The sequence below is a fragment of the Pseudomonas sp. AS2.8 genome (assembly GCF_014190935.1).
Taxonomy (GTDB): Bacteria; Pseudomonadota; Gammaproteobacteria; order Pseudomonadales; family Pseudomonadaceae; genus Chryseomonas.
The window spans coordinates 253,670-274,308 of sequence record NZ_JACHVV010000003.1; the positions used below are offsets into that span (position 1 = coordinate 253,670).

At 68.7% G+C, this 20,639-nt stretch carries 16 protein-coding genes; 5 read left to right on the forward strand and 11 right to left on the reverse strand.

Annotated elements, in window-relative coordinates:
- Positions 1-10: 10 nt before the first annotated feature.
- Together glcE and glcD are read right to left on the reverse strand one after the other, a co-directional pair.
- A complete protein-coding gene (gene glcE / locus FHR73_RS13550; RefSeq protein ID WP_183631930.1) occupies positions 11-1,057 on the reverse strand; it encodes a glycolate oxidase subunit GlcE in 1,047 nt (348 codons plus the stop codon).
- The gene (gene glcD, locus FHR73_RS13555; protein WP_183631931.1) at positions 1,057-2,556 is read right to left on the reverse strand and encodes a glycolate oxidase subunit GlcD; all 1,500 of its coding nucleotides are present in this window, start codon (positions 2,554-2,556) and stop codon (positions 1,057-1,059) included. The genes glcE and glcD overlap by 1 nt, the downstream gene beginning before the upstream one ends.
- Before the next feature lie 208 nt (positions 2,557-2,764).
- Between glcD and glcC the strand changes: the two genes are divergently transcribed.
- The gene (gene glcC, locus FHR73_RS13560; RefSeq protein ID WP_183631932.1) at positions 2,765-3,532 is read left to right on the forward strand and encodes a transcriptional regulator GlcC; all 768 of its coding nucleotides are present in this window, start codon (positions 2,765-2,767) and stop codon (positions 3,530-3,532) included.
- A 146-nt stretch (positions 3,533-3,678) separates the two neighbouring features.
- The gene (locus FHR73_RS13565) at positions 3,679-5,043 is read left to right on the forward strand and encodes a hemolysin family protein (protein ID WP_183631933.1); all 1,365 of its coding nucleotides are present in this window, start codon (positions 3,679-3,681) and stop codon (positions 5,041-5,043) included.
- Between the two features lie 12 nt (positions 5,044-5,055).
- On the opposite strand, the gene FHR73_RS13570 is transcribed toward FHR73_RS13565, so the two are convergent.
- Positions 5,056-6,957: a diguanylate cyclase gene (locus FHR73_RS13570; RefSeq protein ID WP_183631935.1), complete on the reverse strand. Its 1,902-nt coding sequence runs from the start codon at positions 6,955-6,957 to the stop codon at positions 5,056-5,058.
- A 188-nt stretch (positions 6,958-7,145) separates the two neighbouring features.
- Entirely contained in the window at positions 7,146-8,033 is an 888-nt protein-coding gene (locus FHR73_RS13575) for a M23 family metallopeptidase (RefSeq protein ID WP_183631936.1), read from the reverse strand.
- A 348-nt stretch (positions 8,034-8,381) separates the two neighbouring features.
- Between FHR73_RS13575 and FHR73_RS13580 the strand changes: the two genes are divergently transcribed.
- On the forward strand, positions 8,382-9,182 hold the full coding sequence (locus FHR73_RS13580) for an AraC family transcriptional regulator (RefSeq protein ID WP_183631939.1): 801 nt from the start codon (positions 8,382-8,384) through the stop codon (positions 9,180-9,182).
- A 9-nt stretch (positions 9,183-9,191) separates the two neighbouring features.
- Here FHR73_RS13580 and FHR73_RS13585 read toward each other — a convergent pair whose 3' ends face one another.
- The 7 genes from FHR73_RS13585 to FHR73_RS13615 all read right to left on the reverse strand — a co-directional run bounded on the left by FHR73_RS13585 (position 9,192) and on the right by FHR73_RS13615 (position 17,848).
- On the reverse strand, positions 9,192-10,094 hold the full coding sequence (locus FHR73_RS13585; RefSeq protein ID WP_183631941.1) for a M23 family metallopeptidase: 903 nt from the start codon (positions 10,092-10,094) through the stop codon (positions 9,192-9,194).
- 76 nt (positions 10,095-10,170) lie between these two features.
- A complete protein-coding gene (locus tag FHR73_RS13590; protein ID WP_183631943.1) occupies positions 10,171-11,091 on the reverse strand; it encodes a response regulator in 921 nt (306 codons plus the stop codon).
- 72 nt (positions 11,092-11,163) lie between these two features.
- Positions 11,164-11,889, reverse strand: coding sequence for a phosphate signaling complex protein PhoU (phoU, locus tag FHR73_RS13595; protein WP_183631944.1), 726 nt, complete (start codon positions 11,887-11,889; stop codon positions 11,164-11,166).
- 58 nt (positions 11,890-11,947) lie between these two features.
- Positions 11,948-12,775 carry a phosphate ABC transporter ATP-binding protein PstB gene (gene pstB, locus FHR73_RS13600; RefSeq protein ID WP_183631946.1) on the reverse strand — a complete coding sequence of 276 codons (828 nt, stop codon included), beginning with the start codon at positions 12,773-12,775 and terminating at the stop codon, positions 11,948-11,950.
- A 22-nt stretch (positions 12,776-12,797) separates the two neighbouring features.
- Complete coding sequence (gene pstA, locus FHR73_RS13605) at positions 12,798-14,510, reverse strand: phosphate ABC transporter permease PstA (RefSeq protein ID WP_183631948.1); 1,713 nt, start codon at positions 14,508-14,510, stop codon at positions 12,798-12,800.
- Positions 14,497-16,782, reverse strand: coding sequence for an ABC transporter permease subunit (locus FHR73_RS13610; protein WP_183631950.1), 2,286 nt, complete (start codon positions 16,780-16,782; stop codon positions 14,497-14,499). The genes pstA and FHR73_RS13610 overlap by 14 nt, the downstream gene beginning before the upstream one ends.
- 94 nt (positions 16,783-16,876) lie before the next feature.
- On the reverse strand, positions 16,877-17,848 hold the full coding sequence (locus FHR73_RS13615; protein ID WP_183631952.1) for a PstS family phosphate ABC transporter substrate-binding protein: 972 nt from the start codon (positions 17,846-17,848) through the stop codon (positions 16,877-16,879).
- A gap of 266 nt (positions 17,849-18,114) precedes the next feature.
- Here FHR73_RS13615 and FHR73_RS13620 point away from each other — a divergent pair, with 266 nt between their 5' ends.
- Entirely contained in the window at positions 18,115-19,422 is a 1,308-nt protein-coding gene (locus FHR73_RS13620; RefSeq protein WP_183631954.1) for an MFS transporter, read from the forward strand.
- A gap of 11 nt (positions 19,423-19,433) precedes the next feature.
- Positions 19,434-20,615, forward strand: a complete 1,182-nt coding sequence (locus FHR73_RS13625; protein ID WP_183631956.1) for a M20 aminoacylase family protein — start codon at positions 19,434-19,436, stop codon at positions 20,613-20,615.
- Positions 20,616-20,639 lie beyond the last annotated feature (24 nt).

Below are 20,639 nucleotides of genomic sequence, written 5' to 3' on the forward strand. Positions count from 1 at the left end.
GGTCTTTCCCCTACAGCCCGGCGTACAGCCGACCCGGATTGAAGATCCCCTGGGGATCCAGGCGCGCCTTGAGGCGGCGGTGATAGTCGAGCAGCGCGGCCGGCAGCGGATGCTGGGCCTCGCGCTCGGCGTCCGGCGTGTAGCACAGCGCATGGCCACCGGCGCGCTCGGCGATCCCGCGCAGCACGGTGGCCGGGGCATCGCTCTTGAGCCAGTACTGGGCACCGCCCCAGTCCAGCAACAGGCTGCCGGGCAACTCCAGCAGCGGGGTATTGACCGGTACCGACAGCCGCCACAGCGGCCTGGGATCGTCGAAGAAGGCCAGCCGCTGTTCGTTGAGCTCGTCCCAGAAGGTCTCGCCCAGGGCTTCGCCGCCCAGGCGATCGACGGCCGAGCGCACCGAGCCCTCGCCGCCCTCCAGGCGCAGGTGCAGCCGCTGGCCGTCATGGCAGGCCGCCGAGATCGGCAGGGCTTCGCGGCCCCAGACGGCCAGGCGCTGCAGGGCGCGCGCGGCGTCCAGTTCCAGGCTCAGACTCCGGGTGCAGCGCGGCCTGGGCAGCACCTTGAAGGACACCTCGGTGATCACCCCCAGGCAACCCTGGCTGCCGGCCAGCAGGCGGGAGACGTCATAGCCGGCGACGTTCTTCATCACCTCGCCGCCGAATCTGAGGTGCTCGCCGGTGCCGGTGATCAGACGGGTACCCAGGACGAAATCCCTCAGGCTGCCGGCCCAGGGGCGGCGCGGACCGGAGAGGCCGCAGGCCAGAGTACCGCCGACGGTGGCGCCCGCCCCCAGCCGCGGCGGTTCGCAGGGCAGCATCTGCCCCCGTTCGGCCAGGGCGGCATCGAGTTCGGCCAGCGGCGTGCCGGTGCGCACCGTGGCCACCAGTTCGGTGGGATCGTAGTGCACCAGGCCGCGATGGCCGCTGACGTCCAGCGGCTCGCCGTCCACCGGGCGCCCCAGCCGAGCCTTGGTGTCGCCGCCATGGATGCGCAGCGGCTGACGGCGGACCAGGGCCTCGCGGACCTGGTCGAGGAGCAGTTCCAGGCTGTCCATCAGAAGCGCTCCAGTTCGGGGTGGGGCAACTGGCCGCGATGCACGTGCAGGCCACCGAATTCGGCGCAGCGGTGCAGGGTCGGCACGTTCTTGCCGGGATTGAGCAGCCCGGGGGCGTCGAAGGCGGCCTTCACCGCATGGAAGAAGAGCAGTTCGCCGGACTGGAACTGGGTGCACATGGCATTGATCTTTTCCCGACCCACGCCGTGTTCGCCGGTGATGGTGCCGCCCACCGCCACGCAGAGGTCGAGGATGCGGCCACCCAGGGCCTCGGCCTGCTCCAGCTCGCCGGGCCGGTTGGCATCGAAGAGGATCAGCGGATGCAGGTTGCCGTCACCGGCATGGAAGACATTGCCCACCGCCAGGCTGTATTCCGCCGACAGCGCCTCGATGCCGCGCAGCACCTCGGGCAAGGCGCGGCGTGGAATGGTGCCGTCCATGCAGTAGTAGTCGGGCGACAGCCGCCCCACCGCGGGAAAGGCGTTCTTGCGCCCGGCCCAGAATTTCTGCCGCTCGGCCTCGTCGCGGGCCAGGCGGATCTCGGTGGCACCGGCGGCGGCCAGCAGGCTGCTGACGCGCTCGATGTCGGCGGCCACGTCGGCTTCCACCCCGTCCAGCTCGCAGAGCAGGATGGCCGCGGCGTCCACCGGGTAGCCGGCGTGGATGAAGTCCTCGGCGGCTCTCAGGGTCAGGTTGTCCATCATCTCCAGGCCGCCGGGGATGATGCCGGCGGCGATGATGTCGGCCACCGCCGCCCCGGCGCGCTCGATGTCGGCGAAGCTGGCCATGACCACCCGGGCGCAGGGCGGCTTGGGCAGCAGCTTGACGGTCACCTCCACCACCACCCCGAGCAGCCCTTCGGAGCCGGTGAACAGCGCCAGCAGGTCGAAGCCGGGGCTGTCCAGGGCGGCGCTGCCCAGGGTCAGGCGCTCGCCTTCCAGGGTGACGACCTCCACCGCCAGCACGTTGTGCACGGTCAGGCCGTATTTCAGGCAGTGCACGCCACCGGCATTCTCGGCGACGTTGCCGCCGATGGAGCAGGCGATCTGCGAGGAGGGATCGGGCGCGTAGTAGAGGTCGTGGGGCGCCGCGGCCTGGGAGATGGCCAGGTTGCGTACGCCAGGCTGGACCCGGGCGCGGCGGCCATCGGGGTCTACCTCGAGGATGCGATTGAGGCGCGCCATCACCAGCAGCACGCCCTGCTCCAGTGGCAGGGCGCCGCCGGACAGCCCGGTACCGGCGCCGCGCGCCACCAGGGGTACCTGCAGTTCGTGGCAGAGGCGCAGGGTCGCCTGCACCTGCTCCACCGTTTCCGGCAGCACCACCAGCAGCGGCGTGGTGCGATAGGCCGCCAGGCCGTCGCACTCATAGGGTTTGAGGTCTTCCCTGTCGTGCAGCAGGCAGTGTTCGGGCAGTTCGGCACGCAACCGCTGCAGCAGTCGCGCCTTGTCCGGGCGGGGCAAGGCGCCGTCGAGACGTTCGTCGTAGACCAGGCTCATCGGGTAACCGCCATTGTTGTTGTTCTGGCTGGAAAGGCTTCGTTGTACCCCGACTGCAACGCGGGCGTCCATGGCTCGAGGCACTGGTCATACCAGTTTTTTCAGGCTCTTCGACCAAAGGATGAGCCGTTTTCAGCCCACTTGACGGCGAAAGCGGCCAGTGGCCCACTAGCGCCAAACCTCGTGGTCATACCAGCAGGAAATCGCCATGTCCGCGCCCGTCGCCCGTCTTCCCGTCGCCGAGAACGTCAGCCAGCAGATCGAACGCCTGGTGGTGGACGGGGTGCTCAAGGTCGGCCAGCCGCTGCCGTCCGAGCGGCGCCTGTGCGACAAGCTCGGCGTCTCGCGCACCGCCCTGCGCGAGGGCCTGGGGCTGCTGCGCGCCCGCGGCATCATCGAGACCCGCCACGGCCAGGGCAGCTTCGTTGCCCGCCTGGCGGCGCCAGCGGCGGAGAATCCGCTGCTGCACCTGTTCAGCAGCCAGCCGCGCACCCTTTATGACCTGCTGGAGGTCCGCGCCCTGCTGGAAGGCGAAGCCGCGCGCCTGGCCGCGCTGCGCGCCACCACCGCCGACCTGGTGCTCATCGGCCGCCGCTACGACGAGCTGTGCGCCGCCTGCCAGGATCCGGCGAGCCTGCCGGCGGAAACCCACGCCCGCCTCGACCACGCCTTCCACCTGGCGATCAGCGAGGCCTCGCACAACCCGGTGCTGGTGCACACCCTGCAATCGCTCAACGAGCTGCTGCTGGGTTCGGTGTTCGCCTGCATCGCCAATCTCTACCATCGGCCTCCGCAGCGCCGCGAAATCGACGCCCAGCATGCCCGCCTCTATGCCGCGGTGAGCCAGCGCCTGCCCGACGAAGCCCACGCCGCCGCCCGCGAGCACATCCACAGCGTCCGGGACAGCCTGCGCGAGATCGAGCAGGAAGAGCAGCGCCTGGTACGGGCCACCATGCGTCTGGAAGGCTGGACCTAGCGAAAAAGGCTCGCCGGCAAAGGTCGGCGCCAGAGCCGCTGCCCGTCAGCCCAGGGTGCGCCCCGTCCCTCCGGTGGGCGCAACATCTTGCAACTGCCCTGCCCCGCCCCCATGCTTAGCCGACCTTTCCCCAGCTCTCGGCCCTAATGGACCCTTCCACCAGTCTCGCCTCGACGTTGTTCGCCGACCTCGGCCTCGTGTTCTTCGCCTTCTTCCTCGTGCTGCTCAACGGCTTCTTCGTCGCCGCCGAGTTCGCCATGGTCAAGCTGCGCGCCACCCGCGTGGAGGCCATCGCCAAGAAGCATGGCTGGCGCGGGCGCATTCTCAAGAAGGTGCACAACCAGCTCGACGCCTACCTTTCCGCCTGCCAGCTCGGCATCACCCTGGCCTCCCTGGGCCTGGGCTGGGTCGGCGAGCCAGCCTTCGCCGAATTGCTCGAACCCCTGCTCGGCGCCGTCGGCGTCAGCAGCCCCGAGGTGATCCACGGCGTCGCCTTCTTCTCGGCGTTCTTCATCATCTCCTACCTGCACATCGTGGTCGGCGAGCTGGCGCCCAAGTCCTGGGCGATCCGCAAGCCCGACCTGCTCTCGCTGTGGACGGCGGTGCCGCTGTACCTCTTCTACTGGCTGATGTATCCGGCCATCTGGCTGCTCAACGCCAGCGCCAACGGCATCCTGCGCATCGCCGGCCAGGGCGAGCCGGGCGCGCACCACGAGCACCACTACAGCCGCGACGAACTCAAGCTGATCCTGCACTCCAACCGCGCCACCGATCCGGACAGCCGGGTGCTGGCCTCGGCGGTGGAACTGGGCGAGCTGGAGGTGGTGGACTGGGCCAATTCCCGCGAGGACCTCATCTACCTGGACAGCAAGGCCAGCCTGGACGAGATCCTCACCCAGATCCGCCGCTCCAAGTACAGCCGCTATCCGGTCTATGACGAAGACAGCCAGACCTTTACCGGAGTGCTGCACATCAAGGACCTGCTCCTGGCCATCGCCGGCCTGGACAGTGAAGCCGCCTCCTTCGACCTCGACGACCTGGTGCATCCGCTGGAGCGGGTGACCAAGCACATGCCGCTGTCCGACCTGCTGGAGCAATTCCGCCGCGGCGGCGCGCACTTCGTGCTGGTGGAGGAAGCCGACCACAAGGTCATCGGCTTCCTGACCATGGAAGACGTGCTCGAGGTCCTGGTGGGCGACATCCAGGACGAACACCGCAAGACCGAACGCGGCGTGGTCGCCTACCAGCCGGGCAAGCTGCTGGTGCGCGGCGACACCCCGCTGTTCAAGGTCGAGCGACTGCTGGGCATCGATCTGGATCACGTCGAGGCCGAGACCCTGGCCGGCCTGATCTACGACAGCCTGAAGCGCGTTCCGGAAGAGGAGACGGTGCTGGAGGCCGAGGGATTGCGCATCATCGTCAAGAAGATGAAGGGTCCCAAGATCGTCCTGGCCAAGGTCATCAAGCTGGATCCCAAGGACGTTCGCCGGCGCCAGCCGGAGGAGCGCTGAGGCGGCGCGGCTTCAGCCGCGTCCGCTGCCCAGTTCCGGCAGACCATCGCTCAGGCAGACACGATTGCGCCCGCCGCGCTTGGCCGTGTAGAGCGCCCGATCGGCGTCTTCCAGGAGCCCCAGGCCATGTTCGAGATTGCTCGGCACGGCCACCGCGACCCCGATGCTGATCGACGGCCGCAGGCGGCCCTGCTCGGTCTGCAACTCCAGCCCGGCCACGTCCTTGCGGATGCGTTCCGCCAGCGTCCGGGCCGCCAGCTGATCGCTCCCGGGCAGGGCGATGACGAATTCCTCGCCGCCATAGCGCGCCGCCACCTCCCCCGCCCGCTGGACGTGCTGGCGCAACACCTCGGCCACGCACCTCAGGCATTCGTCGCCCAGGGTGTGGCCATGGGTATCGTTGACCGCCTTGAAGTGGTCGATGTCCACCAGCAGCACCGCCAGCGGCAGTTCGGCGCGGATGGCGCGGCGGATCTCCTGCTGGAAGAGTCGCTCGAAGTGCCGGCGATTGCCGAGTCCGGTCAGGGGATCGGTCTGGCTCTGGTGCAGCAATTCGCGATTCAGTCGCTCCAGGGAGGCCTTGGCCTGCTGCAATTCCACGGTGCGCAGCGCCACCCGCAACTCCAACTCGACAAAGGAGGCCTCGCGCTCCCGGGCCAGGGCGGTGGAGGCTTCCAGCGCCTGCCGCTGCGCCTCGATCCGCGCCCGCCGCTGCAGACTCAGGCCCTCGGTGAGCCCCAGCGACAGCATCACGAAGCCCAGGGCGAAACCGGCCATCTGCCCATGGAAGGCCAGGCTGTCGGCGGCCAGCCAGCCGGCCACGGCCAGCAGCTGGATCGAGCTGCCCAGCAACAGCAGGGCCCAGGCGGCGCTGAACCACAGCGCCATGCGGCTGCCGCGCAACGCCAGGTAGGTGGTGGTGCCCAGCAGCCCCAGGCAACTCAACGCCATCATGCCGAGCATTTCCTGGAAGCTCAGCAGGTGTGGCCAGATCAGCGTGATGACCAGCGCCACATTCCAGTAGCCGATCAGCAGGCGATTGCCGAAATCAATCCAGCGGCCGCCGTGATAGAGACTGAGCAGATAACGCACGAACAAGCCGCCACTCAGAAAGCACAGGGCCGCGAAGGCCAGGTGCGCACGCAAGGCGAAGGCCGGACTCTCCGGCCAGAGTTGCCAGGCGCCATAGCCGCTGGTGACCGCCTGATAGCCGATGACGCTGAGCAGATAGAGGGCGTACCAGCCAAAGCCCGAGCGGCGGCCGAACCCCCACAGCGTGAGGGTCAGCAAGAGGATGGTGATCAGACAGCCAAAGAAGCTGCCGACCAGCCAGGCATCCTGCTGCGCCTCGCGCAGATAGGTGGCCGGCGTCACCAGGCGCAGCGGCAGGACAAAGGTCTCCCGCGAATCCAGCCGCAGGTAGACCTCCTCCACGGCGCCGGCGGTCGGCGCCAGGGCGAACATCAGCTGGCGCCCGGGCAGCGCCCGTTGCGTCGCCGGCAGCGCTAGGCCGCTCTGCTGCAGCGGACTCCAGCGACCATCGGCATCGCGGCTGCGCAGGTCCAGGCGATCCAGCACCGGCCAGGTCGGAATCAGCCACCAGGCCTGGTCGTCGCGGCCCTGGATGGCGAAGCGCAGCCAGAGCCCCTGGCGACCGTCATGGAGCAGCATTTCCAGCTCGTCGGGCGCGTGCCAGCCGTCCTCGCCCCCGCGTGGGCGCGCGGCGGCCTCGGCAAAGGTCAGACTAGCGGGCGCCTTGAGAATCTCCAGCGCCGGCCGGGGATCGTAGCTGCGCGCCGGATCGTCGAGCCGCAGCACCTGCGCCTGGCCGTCGAGGGCGATCAGCAGCCATACCAGCAGGTGCAAGGCCCGATTGCGCCCACCGGCGCGCAGGGCGGCCAGGAATCCATTCATGGGGCGGCATCCACAGCCTGGAGGAAGGGAAGGCAGCTGTAGCACCAGTGCCCTGGAGGAAAAAGCGAGGTGATAGCATAACGCCACCAACCCTGCTCCTGCCAAGGGATTTCTATAGGCGACAAGGGGCCCGGGTCCCGGACGGACTCGATGGCATCAACCTGTCTGGAATGCCCTGGAGCGCGGACTCAGCGGTCGCCCAGCGCCATGTTGGGTAGGGCCGCCAGCGGCCGCACGAAACGGAAGGGAATGGAGACCATTTCGCCGCCCGTGTGGGCCTGGACGACGAAGTGCAGATGGGGTCCGGTGCTGCGACCGGTGTTGCCCGACTCCGCCAGGGGCGTGCCGATCTCCACCCGCTCGCCGGGCCGCACCTTGACCGAGCCGCGGCGCAGGTGCAGGTAGGCGCTCTGGCTGCCGTCCTCGTGGGCGATGCGCACGAAGTTGCCGGAGGGGTTAGGACCATGGCCGAACTGGCCGTTTTCCACGTCGATCACCGTGCCGGCCCGGGCGGCGCTGATCGGCGTGCCCTCGGGCATGGCGATGTCCACGGCATAGCGACCCTTGGGCGTGTTGTGGCTGAAATCGCCGCCGGCGCCCTGGGTCACGTAGTAGACACCCTGGCGCCAGGGCCAGGCATAGCCATAGCCGATGCCGTTATCGGCACCGCCCGGAGCGCCCGTCGCCAGCGGCGGCAGGGTGCCGACCGGCAGTTGCGGACTGTAGCTGAATGCCTGGTCGAAGTGCATGGGAAAGCCCTGCTGCCGCTTGCGGATCACCGCCAGCTGCACCGTGGAGCGTGGCTCGATGACCTGCCGGATCGGGCGCTCGGCACCGGCCACGTTGACGGTGCGCTGCAGGCGCAGCTCGACCCGCACGGGCACGTCGAAATCGTTGCGGACCTCGAAGATGCGGCCTTCACTGGCATTGCGCACCTTGAGCTTGACCTGCCCCTTGCGGGCCGGGCTCTTAACGGAGGTCTTGGTCAGGGTCGCCTTTTCGGCAGCCGGCGCGAGGGCGGGCATGGTCAGGGCGAGGGTCAGGCAGGAGATCAGGGCGGTCAGGCGTCGGTCCATGGCATAGGGCCACCATGATGGGCAAGGACAGAACCTAACAAAGCCGTGCAGGGTGAGCGATGGCCAAACCTCGGCTTTGTGAAGCCGCTGGCAAAGCATCGTCGGAATAAAAAAGCGTGGCACTCAAATCCCTGTGCCACGCTGCCACCGATCGGACGGTAGTTCAAATACAGGCCTGACGTTTCAGGCGGGCCAGCCAGGCGGTAGGTGTTCTGTGCGACACTCCCGCGTGAGGCATGTCTTCGGCGTGCAGAGGGATCTCCCCTGGGCTTGCCTAATGCTCCGGCCATAGTGCTGCAGGTTAGGTCCTAGCGCCTTGACCATGCCCAACCGAAACGGACAGCTGTTATGCAGGAACAGACAATCGACCGGTCGCGGAGCGTCGTGGCGGATGCGCCCATCCCGCCCGCCGGTCCCCTGGTATCCCAGCTCAGCACCTTCGCCCATGGCCAGGTATGGCCGCCCCATGTGCACGATCAGGCGCACTTGATGTACACGGTCAACGGCGTGCTGGAGGTCACCACCCACGAAGGGGTCTGGTACGTGCCGCCCAAGCAGGCGATCTGGATCCCGCCGCGCATCGAGCACCAGGCACGGGCCAACGGCGAGGCCACCCTGCAGGTGGTGATCATCGAATTGCCGAGCGGCCTGCCCTGTCCCCAGGCGGCCACCCGCATGGTGCTCATCTCGCCGCTGCTGCGCGAATTGCTGCGCTGCCTAAGACGCGGCGGCGCCTCCTACGGCGAAGCCGAACTCGGCAGTCACGTGCGGGCGCTGATGCTGGCGGAACTGGTGTTTCTCGAAGAGACCGCCCTGCACCTACCGGCGCTGGCCGACCGGCGGCTGCGTGCCATCCAGACCAGTCTGCACGCCGATCCCGCCGACGACACGGCGCTGGCGACCTGGGCGCAGCAACTGCACCTCTGCTCGCGCAGTCTGGCGCGGCTGTTCCTCAAGGAAACCGGCACCAGCTTTTCCACCTGGCGCCAGCATACCCGGCTGATGCTGGCCCTGCCGCGCCTGGCCGCCGGCGAGCCGGTGACCCGGGTGGCCCTGGATCTGGGCTATGCCTCGCCCTCGGCCTTTACCCGGATGTTTCGCCGGGTACTGGGCGTCTCGCCGAGCGAGTACCTCGACGCCCAAGGCTGACCCCCGCGCTCAGGGTCCGCCGACGGCGAAATTGGGCAGGCTGTCCACCGCCTGGGCGAAACGGAAGGGGATGGATTCGACCGCCTCGCCGGTGTTGCGCTGGACCACGAAGTGCAGGTGCGGCCCGGTGCTGCGCCCGGTGTTGCCGGAAGACGCCAGCGCCTGCCCTGGGCGCACCCACTGGCCTTCGGCGACCTTGATCGACCCCCGCTGCAGGTGCAGGTAGACGCTCATGGTGCCGTCGTCGTGGAGGATGCGCACGAAGTTGCCGGAGGGGTGATTGCCGCGCCCGTCCTGGTCGTTCTCCACCTCCACCACCTGACCGGCGCGCGAGACCACGATGGGCGTGCCCTCGGGCATGGCGATGTCCACCGCATAGCGACTCTTGGGCGTGTTGTGGCTGAAGCCGCCGCCGGCGCCCTGGCTGACGTTGAAGGGACCGCCCAGCCAGGGCAGCGGATAGGCGAAACCGGAGGCGAAGACCGGGGTGGCACTGCCCATCAGGGTGGTGAGCTGCGGGGTATAGCGCTGCGGACGACCCGGGTCGGGCGCGATCAGGGTCGCTAGGCGCGTCAGGCTGCGCGCCGGCAGGACCTTGCGGATGGGCGTCTCGCCGACCCCACTGACATTCTGCAGCGCCGAGAGGCGCAGGGTGACGGTCACCGGCAGGAAGCTATCGTTGCGCACCTCCAGCACCGTGCCGCCGGCATAGTGCCGCGGCTGCAGCTTGACCCGCTGGTCGAGCCGCTCGATCGGATCGTCGCTGAAGGTCATCACCTTGGCGCCCTTCTGCGCCTTGTCGGTGTAGGTGACCACGCCGTTGGCATCGACGTACTTGTAGATGGGCGCCGCCAGGACGGGGCCCGAGAGGGCGAGCGACAGCAGCAGCAGCAGGCGACAGGCAAGGGGCATGGGCAGGGCGTCAGAAATCCGCGGTGTCTCAGCGCGAAGCAGTCTCCGTGCCAGGCCCTTCATCGTGCCCCCTGCCCTAGGCGCCCGGCACGTAGTGCCGTTGGGCGGTGCCCTTGGCGATCAGCCGTGACAGGTAGTCGAGCTTGGCCGGGTCGCGGTCGATGAAACGGAAGTTGACCTGCACCCACTCGCTGGCCGGCGTCGCTTCCACCGCGCTGAGGGAATGCAGATAGCCGTTGAGGCGCGCCACGTCGTCACCGTCTTCGCCCTGCTCCAGGTCGAGCACGGCGGTTTCCAGGATCTGCGGCAGCGGATCGCCACGGCGGACTACCAGCAGGGCCTCCTTGATGCTGATGGCCTTGATCAGGCAGGCCATGCTGGCGTTGGGCAGCCGCAGCTGGCCCTGGCCGAAGTTGGCGGCGGGCTTACCGCGGGCGGGTGGCGGCGGCGCGCCGCCGGTAAGCAGGGCGGCACTGGAGGCGGCGGCCGGCGCCGCGACCGGTGCGGCGCCGGCCTGGACCACGTCGCTGCGGCCGGCGGTCAGGGCACCGAGGGAGTCATTGGCGAAACCGGTGGCCGGGCGCGGCTGGGCGCCGGCCTGCAGTTCGGCGAGCTTGCCGGTACGCTGCAGGGCCTTCTTGACCTTGGCCGCCAGCTGTTCGTTGGAGAAGGGCTTGCCCATGTAGTCGGACACGCCGGCCTGGATGGCCTGGACGACGTTTTCCTTGTCGCCGCGGCTGGTGACCATGATGAAGGGCACGCCCTTGTGGTCCGGCTGGGCACGAAACCAGCTCAGCAATTCCAGACCGGTCATGCCGGGCATTTCCCAGTCGCAGAGGATGAGGTCGAAGCGCTGCTTGCCGAGCATCGTCTGGGCGCGGCGACCATCGGCCGCCTCGTCCACCGTCAGCCCGGGAAACAGGTTGCGCAGGCCCTTCTTGATCAGATCGCGAATGAAGGGCGCATCATCCACCACCAGTACGTTCAACTTGCTCATCGGTCACTCCATGCCAAGTCTTCCAGCATAGCAGGCAGGTCCGGGACGCCACCCGGGGAGTGACCGGGCGGATCATTCGCGCGACCGATTGACCTCTTCGGCCATGCGCTTGAGGCCCATGTGCCGTACGTCGGTGCCCTGCACCAGGTAGATCACCAGTTCGGCGATGTTGCGCGCATGGTCGCCGACCCGTTCCAGCGAGCGCAGCACCCAGATGATGCTCAGCACGCGGGAGATGGAGCGCGGGTCTTCCATCATGTAGGTGGCCAGTTCGCGCAGCGCGGACTTGTATTCGCGGTCGATCAGCTTGTCGTACTGGGCCACCGAGAGGGCCAGGTCGGCGTCGAAGCGGGCGAAGGCGTCCAGCGCCTGGTGGACCATCTTGCGCACCTGTTCGCCGATGTGGCGGACCTCGACGTAGCCGCGCGGGGCCTCGCCGTCCTCGGTCAGCTCGATGGCGCGACGGGCGATCTTGGAGGCCTCGTCGCCGATGCGCTCCAGGTCGATCACCGACTTGGAGATGCTGATGATCAGGCGCAGGTCGGAGGCCGCGGGCTGCCGCCGGGCCAGGATGCGCAGGCATTCCTCGTCGATGCCACGCTCCATGATGTCGATCTGGTCGTCGATGGCGCGCACCTGGTGCGCCAGGCCGGCATCGGCGTCGATCACCGCGCGCACGGCGTCGCTGACCTGCTTTTCCACCAGACCGCCCATGGCCAGCAGGTGGCTGCGGACCTCTTCCAGTTCGACGTTGTATTGCTGGGAGATGTGCTGCGTGTGGCCTTCTTTGTTGATCATGCTGTCAGTCCTGCCTGAGAGGAGCGAGTCGCCGGGTGGGGCACCGGCCTGCCTGGAACTAGCCGTAGCGGCCGGTGATGTAGTCTTCGGTCTGCCGCTTCGCCGGGTTGGTGAAGAGGGTATCGGTGTCGCCGTGTTCGACCAGCTGGCCCATGTACATGAAGGCGGTGTAGTCGGACACCCGCGCCGCCTGCTGCATGTTGTGGGTGACGATGACGATGGTGTAGCGCTGTTTCAGTTCGTGGATCAGCTCTTCCACCTTGAGGGTGGAGATGGGATCCAGCGCCGAGCAGGGTTCGTCGAGCAGCAGCACATCGGGCTGCACGGCGATGGTGCGGGCGATCACCAGGCGCTGCTGCTGACCGCCGGAAAGGCCCAGGGCCGACTCGTGCAGGCGGTCCTTGACCTCTTCCCACAGCGCCGCGCCGTGCAGTGCCCATTCCACCGCCTCGTCGAGCACCCGCTTCTGCTTGATGCCCTGGATGCGCAGGCCGTAGACGACGTTCTCGTAGATGCTCTTGGGAAAGGGGTTGGGCTTCTGGAACACCATGCCCACCCGCCGCCGCAACTCGGCGATCTCGGTGCCGCGGGCATAGATGTTCTGGCCGTCGAGCAGGATCTCGCCGTCGATGCGGCAGTCCTCCACCAGGTCGTTCATGCGGTTGAAGCAGCGCAGCAGGGTCGACTTGCCGCAGCCGCTGGGGCCGATGAAGGCGGTGACCCGCTGGCGCGGGATCTCCAGGGCGATGTCATGCAGGGCCTGCTTCTTGCCATAGAACAGATTGAGCCGCGGCACCGACAAGGCCACGCCACCTTCGCTCGCTGCAGGCTGGGCGCTGGCCGCGTAGGCGGCGGCGGTTCTGAAGATGGAGGAATCGGAAGGCATGGGGTCTCCTCGGCCGCGGGCGCTAGTCTTCCAGCAGCCGGTATTTTTCGCGCAGCCGGTTGCGCAGGAACACGGCGGACAGGTTCAGCCCGGCGATCACCAGCACCAGCAGCAGCGCAGTGGCATAGACCAGCGGGCGGGCGGCTTCCACGTTGGGGCTCTGGAAGCCGACGTCATAGATGTGGAAGCCCAGGTGCATGATCTTCTGATCCAGGTGCAGATAGGGATAGTTGCCGTCCAGCGGCAGCGAGGGCGCCAGCTTGACTACCCCCACCAGCATCAGCGGCGCCACCTCGCCGGCGGCGCGGGCCACGGCCAGGATCAGCCCGGTCAGCATGGCCGGGCTGGCCAGTGGCAGCACTACCTTCCACAGCGTCTCGGCCTGGGTCGCGCCCAGCGCCAGGGAGCCTTCGCGGATGCTGCGGGGAATGCGCGCCAGGCCCTCTTCGGTGGCGACGATCACCACCGGCACGGCGAGGATCGCCAGGGTCAGCGAGGCCCACAGCAACCCCGGGGTGCCAAAGGTCGGCGTCGGCAGGCTGGCCTGGAAGAACAGCTGATCCAGGGAGCCCCCCAGCACATAGACGAAGAAGCCCAGGCCGAAGACGCCATAGACGATGGCCGGCACCCCGGCGAGGTTGTTGACCGCGATGCGGATGATGCGGGTCAGCGGACCCTGGCGGGCGTATTCGCGCAGGTAGATGGCGGCGATGACGCCGAAGGGGGTGACGATCACCGCCATCAGCAGGGTCATCATCACGGTGCCGAAGATGGCCGGGAAGACGCCGCCCTCGGTATTGGCCTCGCGCGGATCGGCGCTGAGGAATTCCCACAGCTTGCTGCCATAGAAGCCGAGCTTGGCACCCAGGCCCATGGCGTTGGGCTGATAGGCGCGCACGATGCGCGCCAGACTGAGTTCCAGGCTGCGACCCTCGACGTCGCGCAGCACCACGCTGTCACGGCGACGCTCCTGGCGCAGGTTGGCCAGCTGGTCCTCCAGCTCGCCGTAACGGGCTTCGAGTTCGGCACGGCGGGCGGCGAGATCGGCCTGGGCGGTGGCGTCGAGGCGGCCGTCCAGTTCCAGGCCGCGGCCTTCCAGGCGCAGGCGCTCCAGGGCGTAGTTGACGCTGCCGATGTCCTGCTTTTCCAGTCGATCCAGCCGCTCGCTCAGGTCGCGGGTGCGCAGCAGGCGACGCTGCAGTTCGGGCACCGCCGCGGCGCCCTTGGCCACTTGCCGCCCCGCTTCGCGCACCTCCAGCGCATAGCCGTAGAAGTTGCCCCATTCGCGGCGCTCCAGCACCAGGGCGTCGGCCGGGGTCTGGCGATCCTGCAGCCAGTCGCCGACCAGCCAGACGAAGTCGCTGCCATAGAGGTCGCGATTGCCCAGCTTGAAGAGTTCGCGGGTCAGGGTGTCGCCGCTGTCCGCCGGCAGGGTCACCCCGGCGCTGCGCAGCCGCTCGGCCGGTATCGTCTCTTGGTCCACCACCTGGCCGAGCACCAGGCGCGCTTCCAGGCCCGGCGGCGTGTAGCGCGCCTGCACCACCTCGGCCGGCCAGAAGTGCGCCAGGCCGCGCACGGCGAGGATGCCGATCAGGCCCAGGGTCATGAGCACGGCGATGGCCACGGCGCCGGCGCTGAGCCAGACCCCGGGCGCGCCGCCGCGCAGCCAGACGCCCAGGGAGCGCCGCTGCCCGCCGCCCTGCCCGTGCGGCGCGCCTGGGTTAGAGCGCCGCATATTTCTTCCTCAGCCGCTGGCGGATCAGTTCGGCCAGGGTGTTCATCAGGAAGGTGAAGCTGAGCAGCACCAGCGCGGCCAGGAACAGCAGCCGGTAATGGGTGCCGCCCACCTCGGATTCGGGCATTTCCACGGCGATGTTGGCCGCCAGGGTGCGCATGCCCTCGAACAGGTTCGCATCCATGATCGGGGTGTTGCCGGTGGCCATGAGCACGATCATGGTCTCGCCCACGGCGCGGCCCAGGCCGATCATCAGCGCCGAGAAGATCCCCGGGCTGGCGGTGAGCAGCACCACCCGCACCAGGGTCTGCCAGGGGGTGGCACCCAGCGCCAGGGAGCCCAGGGTCAGGCTGCGCGGCACGCTGTAGATGGCGTCTTCGGCGATGGAGAAGATGTTGGGGATGACCGCGAAGCCCATGGCCAGGCCGATGATCAGGGCGTTGCGCTGGTCGTAGGCGATGCCCAGCGTCTGGCTCAGCCAGAGGCGCAGGTCGCCGGCGAACAGCAGACCCTCCAGCCAGGGACTGAGCCACAGCGCCAGAGCGGTGGTCAGCAGCACCACCGGCAACAGCAGCAGGCTTTCCCAGCCTTCCGGGAGGCGCTCGCGCAGCGTCAGCGGCAGGCGCGACCAGCCGAAGCCCGCGGCGAGGATGGCCAGCGGCAGGAGTAGCAGCAGGCTGAACAGCCCCGGCAGGTGATTTTCCACGAAGGGCGCGAGGAACAGCCCGGCGAAGAAGCCGAGGATCACCGTGGGCAGGGCCTCCATCAGCTCGATGACCGGCTTGACCGTGCGCCTCATGCGCGTCGCCATGAAGTAGGCGGTATAGACCGCCGCGGCGATGGCCAGGGGCGCGGCGAACAGCATGGCGTAGAAGGCCGCCTTGAGGGTGCCGAAGGTCAGCGGCGCCAGACTCAGCTTGGGTTCGAAGTCCGCGGTGGCGGCGCTGGACTGCCAGACCCGCGCCGGCGCTTCGTAATTCTCGTACCAGACCTTGCCCCAGAGCGCCGACCAGGAGACTTCCGGGTGCGGATTGTCCAGGCGGAAGCCGAGCAGCCGGCCGTTTTCCTCCAGCAACAGCCGATCGGCGCGCGGCGACAGCGCCAGCACCCCGGCGGCGGGAGCGATCTGCTCGCGCAACAGGGTACGCCCGGCGGTGCTGTGGAAGACGCCCAGTTCGCCCGTGGCATCCAGCGCCAAGAAGCCCTTGCGGCGCTGCTCCGGCACCAGCTGGACGATGGGCGCGGTGCCCAGCTGGAAGCTGCGGATAAGCCTCAGCACCGGCTCGCCGTCCTGGCCGCGGACCATGAACCACTGGCCGATACCGCCCTTGGCGGTACCCACCAGCAGGGACACGCCGCCCAACAGCTGCGCGCTGGCGGTGACCTCGTCGTCGGCCGCGTCGAGCAGCTTGTAGTGGCCGTTGAGGCTGCCGTCGCGGAGGTCGAAGACATCTGCCTGGGCGCGGCCATTGAGCGCATACAGCCAGTGGCCGCGGGGATCGAGGTAGAGTGCCTTGGCCGCGGTGTTGAGCGGTCCGAGGGTGATTGAGCTGCGGACGGGAACGGCCGCGCCACCGGTCACCGGCGCGGCCAGCCCGGCCAGGCGCAGGGCGGTCACCCGATTGCCCTGGGCGCCGGCCAGCACCAGCAGGTCCTCGTCGCCGGCGATGGCGACGCGCTCCAGGGCGCTACGGGAGGCGCCCAGGTCCAGCGGCTCGCGCCCGTAGGGAAAGTCCAGTTCCGGGGTGATGACCCGGTTGCCCTGGGGATAGCGGGAGACATAGCGCTTGTGCGCCACCAGCACGCGACCATCGGACAGGCCCAGGGCGATCAGCCCGCGGGGGGCGTCCTGGGCCTGGCTGCTGATGGTGACGCCGGGCGGCAGCGGCAGGCGTTCGCGCATGACCGGCTGGCCGTCGGCCAAGGTGAAGAAGGTGGCCTCGCCGGCCCGGGAAAGATGCAGGCCGAGGCGATTCTGCTCGTCGATGCCCAGCAGCAGCGGCGCTCCGGCGGCGGCCAGCCAGTCAGGCTGAGGCAGCGGCTGGGCCTCGAGACTGGCGCCCCGCAGCAGCGGCAGCACCACATAGGCCAGATAGAAGAAGATCAGGGTGATGGTGGCCAGCACGGCCAGCCCACCGGCCAGCACCGAGCCCCGTATCAGTCGGTCCTGCAGGGCCCGCCAGCGCCGCCGCCGGCGCAGTGCAGGCGTGTTGAAGTCCAGCCGAGCGGGGCCGCGAGGATCGGGCGGGGACGGGGGTACCGGGGATATCATGGCGCAGAGCCTAATCACGTCGTGTGACAGAAAGGTTACAGCGAATGGACGGCCAGAGGCGCTACGCCCGGTGCGGGCGCAGGGTGCCGGGCACTCAGTAACCCAGGGTCTTCAGGGCCTGCTGCACCACTGCCGCCGGCAAGGGGATGTAGCCGTCCTTGATCACCGCCTCCTGGCCGCTGCGCGAGAGGATCAGCCGCAGGAATTCCCCTTCCAGGGGGTTGAGCGGGCGATTGGGCGCCTTGTTCACATAGACGTAGAGATAGCGCGCCAGGGGATAGCGCCCGGACAGGGTGTTCTCCTGGTTGTCCTCGACGAAATCGGTGGTGCCCGGGCGGGCCAGCGCCAGGGTGTGGACGCTGGCGGTCTGGTAGCCGATGCCGGAGTAGCCGATGCCACCCAGGGACTGGCTGATGGCCTGGACCACCGAGGCCGAGCCCGGTTGTTCGTTGACGTTGGCGCGGAAGTCGCCACGGCACAGCGCCGCTTCCTTGAAGTAGCCGTAGGTGCCCGACACCGAATTGCGGCCGAATCTCTGGATCGGGCGCCTGGCCCAGTCGCCGGTCAGGCCCAGGTCGCCCCAGGTCTTGAGTTCGTGCGGACCGCCGCAGAGCCGGGTGCTGGAAAAGATCGCGTCGACCTGCTCCAGGGTCAGCTGGCGCAGTGGATTGTCCTTGTTGACGAAGATCGCCAGGGCATCGATCGCCACCGGCACTGCGGTGGGCGGGTAGCCGAAGCGTTGCTCGAAGGCCTGGAGTTCGGCGTCCTTCATCTTGCGACTCATGGGACCGATGCCGGCGGTGCCCTCGGTGAGCGCCGGCGGCGCCGTGGACGAGCCGGCCGCCTGAATCTGGATATTGAGGTTGGGATATTCGCGCTTGTAGCTTTCGGCCCAGAGCGTCACCAGGTTGGCCAGGGTGTCGGAGCCCACGCTCGACAGATTGCCGGAGATCCCGCTGACCTTCTGGTAGGCGGGGATGGCCGGGTCGACGCCCTCGGCCCGAGCGGTCGTGCCACCTAGCGCCAGGGCGAGCGCCACAGCTGTCAGCGGACCTTTGATGTCCATGCCGGATTCCTCGCGGGGATGGGAGACGGACCTGGGCCGGCGACGCTCAGGCGCAAGCCGGCACTCTAGGCGCGCATTGTGACGGATTTATGAGCCAGCGCCAGCCGAGGCGGCAGGTTCGACTAGGCTGCAAGAGGGCCTGCGCTGCACCACCTTGGCGCAGGCCCGGGCTCCGGCCCTGCCACGACCGCCCAGCCACGCGGCGCCTGCGGGCCGGACCATCATTTGCATAGCTAAGCATTCATCTCAGTGCAGAGGAACGCACCATGGCCCAGGCTCTTCCGACGTCCTCCTCCCCCGCCGACGCGGCTCCCGTCAGCGCCGGCGCCACACCCTCGCGCGCCAAGCTGATCGCCGCGGCCAGTCTCGGCAACGGCCTGGAGATGTTCGACTTCACCGTCTTCAGCTTTTTCGCCGCCATCATCGGCCAGCTCTACTTCCCCTCGGACACCCCCTACGGCTCCCTGCTGATGGCGGTTGGCGTCTTTGGCGTCGGCTTCGTCATGCGTCCGCTGGGCAGCATGGTGCTGGGCGCCTATGCCGATCGCCACGGGCGCAAGCAGGCCATGCTGCTGACCATCACCCTGATGGGCCTGGGCAGCGCCCTGATCGCCCTCACCCCGACCCACGCCCAGATCGGTATCGCCGCGCCGCTGATCCTGCTGCTGGGACGGCTGCTGCAGGGCTTTTCCGCCGGTGGCGAGATCGGCGCCGCCACCACCCTGCTGCTGGAATCGGCCAGCCCCGGCCGGCGCGGCTTCCATGTCAGCTGGCAGGTGATCAGCCAGGGCGGCAGTGCCCTGCTCGGCGCCGCTCTGGGCGCCCTGCTCACCCGCAGCCTGTCCGAAGCCGAACTGCACGCCTGGGGCTGGCGCATCCCCTTCCTGGTCGGCTTGCTGATCATCCCGGTCGGCCTCTATATCCGCCGCCAGGTGGACGAGACCTGGAGCGGCGCCGGCACGGCCGAGGGCGGTCCGGTGCGCGCCTTCCTGCGCGAGCATCCGCGGCGCTTCGGCCTGGGTCTCTTGATCGTGATGTCGGCGACCCTGCTGACCTACCTGATGCAGTTCTACATGCCCACCTACATGACCCGCATCGTCGGCCTGCCGGCCACCAGTGCCTACCTGGCCGGGGTGGCCTCCAGCGCCGTGCAGATGGCCGCCGCCCTGGCCGCCGGGCTGCTGCTGGATCGTTTCGGGCGCTACAAGCCGGTGGCCCTGGTCAGCCTGGCGGTGGCCCTGCTGGGCATCTATCCGGCCTTCGTCTGGCTGAACGATCCCACCACCCAGGGCCTGGCCTTCGCCGCTCGCTTCGTGGTGATCACCGCCATGAGCGTCAACATGACCGCCGGGCTGCTGCTGATCCTCGCCGGCCTGCCGCGGCCGGTGCGCGCCACGGGCCTGGCCATGACCTACGCCCTGGCGGTGACCCTGTTCGGCGGCACTGCTCAGTTCATCGCCACCTGGTTGATCGGCGCCACCGGCAGCCCGCTTGCCCCGGCCTGGTACCTGATCGTCATGCTGCTGATAGGATGGCTGGCACTGCTGAGCTATCCCGAACGCCACCTGGATTGAGAGAGATCGCCATGAGCCTTGCCACCACTGCGGATCAAGACGCCACCGCCCGTCATATCGCCGGCTACCTGCCGGAAATGGTCGCCCTGCGCCGCGACATCCACCGCCATCCCGAACTGGGCTACCAGGAACAGCGCACCAGCGACCTGGTGGCCGCCGCCCTCGCCGGCTGGGGCTACGAGGTCCATCGCGGCCTGGGCGGCACCGGGGTGGTCGGCACCCTGCGCGCCGGCAGCGGCAGCAAGGTGCTGGGCATCCGCGCCGACATGGACGCCCTGCCGATCCTGGAGACCACCGGCCTCGACTACGCCAGCCAGCACCCGGGCCGCATGCACGCCTGCGGCCACGACGGCCACACCACCACCCTGCTCACCGCCGCCCGCTGCCTGGCCGAGACCCGCGCCTTCGATGGCACCTTGCACCTGATCTTCCAGCCGGCCGAGGAAGGCCTGGGCGGCGCCCTGAAGATGATGCAGGACGGCCTGTTCGAGCTGTTCCCCTGCGATCAGGTGTTCGGCCTGCACAACATGCCCGGCGTGCCCACCGGCAAGTTCTGCTTCGTCGACGGCGCCGCCATGGCCTCGTCCGACACCGCCCTCCTGCGCATCCGCGGCCAGGGTGGCCACGGCGCGGTGCCGGACAAGGCGGTCGACCCCATCGTCGCCAGCGCGGCCACAGTGATGGCGCTGCAGACCGTGGTCTCGCGCAACGTGGCGCCGCTGGACACCGCGGTGATCACCGTGGGCAGCATCCATGGCGGCGAGGCCTCCAACGTCATCCCCGATGCGGTGGAGATGAAGCTCACCATCCGCGCCTTCCAGGACAGCACCCGCGACCTGCTGGAACAGCGTATCGGCGCCCTGGTGCGCGCCCAGGCGGAAAGCTTCGGCGCCACCGCCGAACTGGACTACCAGCGCGGCTATCCGGTGCTGGTCAACCACGACGGCCCCACCGCCTTCGCCCGCCAGGTGGCGGTCGAGCACTTCGGCGCCGAGGCCCTGCACCCCTTCGCGCCCATCCCGGCCAGCGAGGACTTCGCCTACATGCTGCAGCAGGTGCCCGGTTGCTACCTGTTCGTCGGTAATGGCCCGAGCGCCAACCTGCACAACGCGGCCTACGACTTCAACGACGCCCTGCTGCCGGTCGGCGCGCGCTACTGGGTCAAGCTGACCGAGGCCTTCCTCAGCGCCTGAGGCCGCTCCCCGCCGGCACCCTCA